Source organism: Micrococcus sp. LASM2_SD2 (assembly GCF_057364565.1).
This window is the reverse complement of record NZ_JBNFOB010000175.1, coordinates 1-5,248: the sequence shown is the minus strand read 5'-3', so window position 1 is coordinate 5,248 and position 5,248 is coordinate 1. Positions and strand designations below refer to the sequence as shown.

At 71.2% G+C, this 5,248-nt stretch carries 4 protein-coding genes; all 4 read left to right on the top strand.

Features of this window, described 5'->3' with window-relative positions:
- Positions 1-52 precede the first annotated feature (52 nt).
- Positions 53-2,254 carry an MMPL family transporter gene (locus AC2W7A_RS09235; protein WP_485991107.1) on the top strand — a complete coding sequence of 734 codons (2,202 nt, stop codon included), beginning with the start codon at positions 53-55 and terminating at the stop codon, positions 2,252-2,254.
- Positions 2,255-2,453: 199 nt separating this feature from the next.
- On the top strand, positions 2,454-4,319 hold the full coding sequence (dnaK, locus tag AC2W7A_RS09230; RefSeq protein WP_485991106.1) for a molecular chaperone DnaK: 1,866 nt from the start codon (positions 2,454-2,456) through the stop codon (positions 4,317-4,319).
- Between the two features lie 227 nt (positions 4,320-4,546).
- Positions 4,547-4,849: a hypothetical protein gene (locus AC2W7A_RS09225; protein ID WP_485991105.1), complete on the top strand. Its 303-nt coding sequence runs from the start codon at positions 4,547-4,549 to the stop codon at positions 4,847-4,849.
- On the top strand, positions 4,831-5,220 hold the full coding sequence (locus tag AC2W7A_RS09220; RefSeq protein ID WP_485991104.1) for a nucleotide exchange factor GrpE: 390 nt from the start codon (positions 4,831-4,833) through the stop codon (positions 5,218-5,220). Before AC2W7A_RS09225 ends, AC2W7A_RS09220 begins: the two co-directional genes overlap by 19 nt.
- Positions 5,221-5,248 lie beyond the last annotated feature (28 nt).

Here is a 5,248-nt window from a genome sequence, read left to right as displayed (position 1 = left end):
TCCGCCCCCGACGGGTCCGGGGGCGGGGCCCGGGAGTCACGGCGCCGTCCCGCTGACCGGCGACGGCAGGCCCTCGGCCGGCCTGCGCATCGGCATCGCGGTGGTCCTCTTCCTCCTGTGGTTCGCCGCCATGGGATTCGGCGGGCCGACCTTCGGGAAGATCTCTGAGGTCTCCTCGAACGACCAGGCGACCTTCCTTCCGGCCAGCGCCGAGTCCACCCTCGCCGCTGAGGAGGCGGCGAAGTTCCGCGAGGGAGAGGCCGTCCCGGCGGTCGTGGTGGGGGAGGCGCAGGTGGACCCGCGCGCCGACGCCCCCGCCTTCGAGGCGATCACGGCGGCCCTGAAGGGCGTCGCGGGCGTGGATGAGGTCGTCGGCCCCATCCCGAGCGACGACGGCGAGGCCGTCCAGCTGATCACCCTCGTGGACACCTCCGACGGTGCCCCGGAGCTCGACGCGGTGGTGGAGGAGCTGCGCGCCGTCCTGGCCGAGGACGTCCCCGGGGAGGCCGCCGTGGCCGACTCCTCGCTGGCGGACGCGCAGTGGCACGTCACCGGCCCGGCGGGCCTGGCGTCCGACCTCGGCAACGCGTTCGCCGGGATCGACGGGATCCTGCTCGGGGTCGCACTGATCGTGGTGTTCGTGATCCTCGTGGTCGTCTATCGCTCCGCTCTGCTGCCGATCGTCGTGCTGCTCACCGCCATGGGTGGCCTGTGCGCCGCGATCGTGGCCGTCTACTGGATGGCGAAGTGGGACTGGATCCAGCTCAACGGCCAGTCCCAGGGCATCCTGTTCATCCTCGTGATCGGCGCCGCCACGGACTACTGCCTGCTGCTGGTGGCCCGCCACCGCGAGGAGCTGCTGGTCCGCGATCACGTGTTCGACGCGCTCGCCGCTGCCGTGCGCGGCAGCTTCGGCGCCATCACCGCCTCGGCCTCCACCGTGGCCATCGCGCTGCTCTGCCTGCTGTTCTCCGACCTGAACTCGAACCGTTCCCTCGGACCCATCGCGGCCTCGGGCATCGTCTTCGCCTGGCTGGCCGCGCTGACCATGCTCCCGGCCATCCTGCAGCTGCTCGGCCGAATCGCCTTCTGGCCGAACATCCCGTCCCCGGCGAACGCCCGCGCGCGCAAGGAGAGACTGGCCGCCAAGGGCAGGTCCTACCGCCAGCCCGAGGACGCCCAGGGCCGTCCGATCGCCGGGCTCGAGGAGGACCACGGCATCTGGACGAGGTCCGCGGCCCTCGTGGCGCGCCACGCCCGCACGGTCTGGATCGTCACCGCGGCCGTGCTGCTCGCCGTGGCCGCCGGCATCACCCAGCTCAACGCCTCGGGTGTTTCCCAGACCGACGTGATCCTGGGCGAGTCCGACGCGAAGGCCGGCCAGGCCGTCCTCTCTGACCACTTCGCGGCCGGTTCCGGCTCGCCGGCGACCATCGTGGCGCCCGCCGACCAGCGTGACCGGGTCCAGGAGATCCTCGAGGGCGCCGACGGCATCGCCGAGGTCCAGCTCGAGGCCGAGGGCGGGGCACCGGCGGAGACCCCGCCGATGGACCTGCCCCCGCTGGAGGTGGACGGCGAGGTGGTCTTCTCGGCCACCCTGTCCGACCCGGCCGAGTCCCTCGAGGCCCAGCGGACGATCGAGACCGTCCGCGCCGAGCTCCAGGAGGTCCCGGGGGAGACGCTCGTGGGCGGCACCGCCGCCGAGGCGCTGGACACCAACGACACCGCCCAGCGCGACCTGACGGTCATCATCCCGCTGGTGCTCGCCGTGGTGCTCCTGATCCTCATGGTCCTGCTGCGCTCCGTGCTGGCCGCCGTCCTGCTGGTGGTGGCCACCGTCATCAGCTTCGGCACCGCGATGGGCGTCTCGGCGCTGGTCTTCAACCACGTGCTCGACTACCCGGGCGCGGATCCGACCGTGCCGCTGTACGGGTTCGTGTTCCTCGTGGCGCTCGGCGTGGACTACACGATCTTCCTCATGACCCGTGCCCGCGAGGAGGTGGAGGAGGTCGGCACCCGGGCCGGGGTGCTGAAGGCGCTGACCGTGACCGGCGGCGTCATCACCTCCGCCGGCGTGGTGCTGGCCGCCACGTTCGCTGCCCTGGCCGTGATCCCGTTGATGTTCATGGTGCAGCTCGCCTTCATCGTGGCGTTCGGTGTCCTGTTGGACACCCTCGTGGTCCGCACGCTGCTGATCCCCGCCCTGGTCAGGGACATCGGACCGAGGGTCTGGTGGCCGGCCAAGACGGCGTGACGCACTTCACATGAGGGGCCCGGGAATGAATCCCCCGGGCCCCTCGTTGTACCCGTCGACACCAGAACATGAGTCGAGGTGACTCAGGTTTCTTGACAGGCCTTCCGCCCCGGTGGCAGGTTGAGTCCAGAACGCTCAGGGGCGACCGGCACCGGTCGGTCGCAGTCACCTCGAGCAGCAGTCGACGAAAGGACACATGATGTCGCGAGCAGTGGGTATCGATCTGGGCACCACCAACTCCGTGGTTGCCGTCCTCGAGGGTGGCGACCCGGTCGTCATCGCGAACGCCGAGGGCGCCCGCACCACCCCGTCGGTGGTCGCCTTCTCCAAGGGCGGCGAGGTGCTGGTCGGCGAGGTCGCCAAGCGCCAGGCCGTCAACAACCCGGAGCGCACGCTGGCCTCGGTCAAGCGCCACATGGGCACGGACTGGACCACCGAGGTGGACGACAAGAAGTACACCGCGCAGGAGATCTCCGCGCGCACGCTGATGAAGCTGAAGCACGACGCCGAGGAGTACCTGGGCGAGAAGGTGACCGACGCGGTCATCACCGTGCCGGCGTACTTCAACGACGCCGAGCGCCAGGCCACCAAGGAGGCCGGCGAGATCGCAGGCCTGAACGTGTCCCGCATCATCAACGAGCCGACCGCGGCCGCCCTGGCCTACGGCCTCGAGAAGGGCAAGGAGGACGAGCTCATCCTCGTCTTCGACCTCGGCGGCGGCACCTTCGACGTCTCCCTGCTCGAGGTGGGTAAGGACGAGGACGGCTTCTCCACCATCCAGGTGCGCGCCACCTCCGGCGACAACCGCCTCGGCGGCGACGACTGGGACCAGCGGATCGTCGACTGGCTGCTGCAGCAGGCCAAGGCCAAGGGCGCCGACCTGTCCAAGGACAAGATCGCCCTGCAGCGCCTGAAGGAGGCCGCCGAGCAGGCGAAGAAGGAGCTGTCCTCCGCGACCAGCACCAACATCTCCCTGCAGTACCTGTCCGTCACCTCCGACGGCCCGGTGCACCTGGACGAGCACCTCTCCCGCGCGAAGTTCCAGGACCTCACCTCCGACCTGCTGGAGCGCACCCGCAAGCCGTTCGACGACGTGATCGCCGAGGCCGGCGTGAAGGTCGCCGACATCGACCACGTGGTCCTGGTGGGCGGTTCCACCCGCATGCCGGCCGTGGCCGAGCTGGTGAAGGACCTCACCGGCGGCAAGGAGCCCAACAAGGGCGTGAACCCGGACGAGGTCGTCGCCATCGGCGCCTCCCTGCAGGCCGGCGTGCTGAAGGGCGAGCGCAAGGACGTCCTCCTGATCGACGTGACCCCGCTGTCGCTGGGCATCGAGACCAAGGGCGGCGTGATGGCCAAGCTCATCGAGCGCAACACGGCCATCCCGACCAAGCGCTCCGAGACCTTCACCACCGCGGAGGACAACCAGCCGTCCGTGTCGATCCAGGTCTTCCAGGGCGAGCGCGAGTTCACCCGGGACAACAAGAACCTGGGCACCTTCGAGCTGACCGGGATCGCCCCGGCCCCGCGCGGCATGCCCCAGATCGAGGTCACCTTCGACATCGACGCCAACGGCATCGTCCACGTGTCCGCCAAGGACAAGGGCACCGGCACCGAGCAGTCCATGACCATCACCGGCGGCTCGTCCCTGTCCAAGGACGACATCGACCGCATGGTCAAGGACGCCGAGGCCCACGCGGACGAGGACAAGAAGCGCCGCGAGGCCGCCGAGCAGCGCAACCAGGCCGAGCAGTCGGCCTACGCCGTGGTCAAGCTCTTGAAGGAGAACGGCGAGAAACTGCCGGAGGAGACCAAGACCGAGGTGCAGGCCGACGTCGACGCCCTCAAGGCCGCCCTGGAGAAGCAGGACAACGACGACGAGGTCGCCGCCGCGTTCGAGAAGCTCCAGGCCTCCCAGGTCAAGATCGGCGAGGCGCTCTACGCCCAGCAGCAGGCCGACGGCGCCACCGGCGGCGAGCAGCCGGGCGCGGACCAGGCCGCCGGCCAGGACGAGGACGTCGTCGACGCCGAGGTGGTCGACGAGGACGACGAGAAGAAGGACTGATCCCGCACCGGCCGGCCGGAGGCATCACCTGCCGACGCGGCCGGGACCGGTGACCTTCACCCCCGACGACGGCGGCCGGCACGCCGCAGCCCGCGCTGCGGAGCCGACCCGCCGTCGTCGTCCCCGCCCCGGTGCAGGGGCACCCCCGCCCCGGTGCAGGGGCACCCCCGCACGGGGCCAGCAGACTTCCGGCCGCATCCGAGGCGGCCGCACGAGAGGAGCCCGGCATGAGCCAGGACAAGCAGCCCGACGACAACACCCGGCCCGAGGACGTCCAGCAGGACGGGCAGGCCGCCGAGGCCGCCGCAGACCAGGCCGCCGAGGAGACCGCCGCACAGGAGGCCGCCGCCGGACAGGACGTGGACGGCGCGCAGGCCGACGGGGACGCCCTGTCCCAGGCCGAGAAGATCCTCGACGAGGCCGGCGCGGACGCCGACGGCGCCGATCACGACGCCGCAGCAGCCCCGGCCGCTCGGACCGTGAGGCCGAGCTGGAGGCGGACCTGCGCCGTGTGCAGGCCGAGTACGTGAACTACAAGCGCCGCGTGGACCGCGACCGCGACGTGGCGAAGGACCAGGGCGTGCTCAAGGCCGTCATGGCGCTCGTCCCGGTCCTGGACGACCTGGACGCGGCCCGCGCCGCCGGCGACCTGGAGGACGGTCCGATGGCCGCGATCGCCGCGAAGCTGGACACCGTCCTCAACGGCCTGGGCCTTGAGCGCCAGGATCAGGAGGCCCTGGCGGGGACCGAGTTCGACCCGTCCCTGCAGGAGGCCGTCCTGCGCCAGCCGAGCGAGGAGGTCCCGGAGGACCACATCGTCCAGGTCTTCCGCAACGGCTATGTCCGCAACGGGCGCGTGCTGCGCGCCGCCCAGGTCATGGTCTCGGCCGGAGCCGAGTGACCCCCGCGTGCGGCGGCCGGGGCGCCCG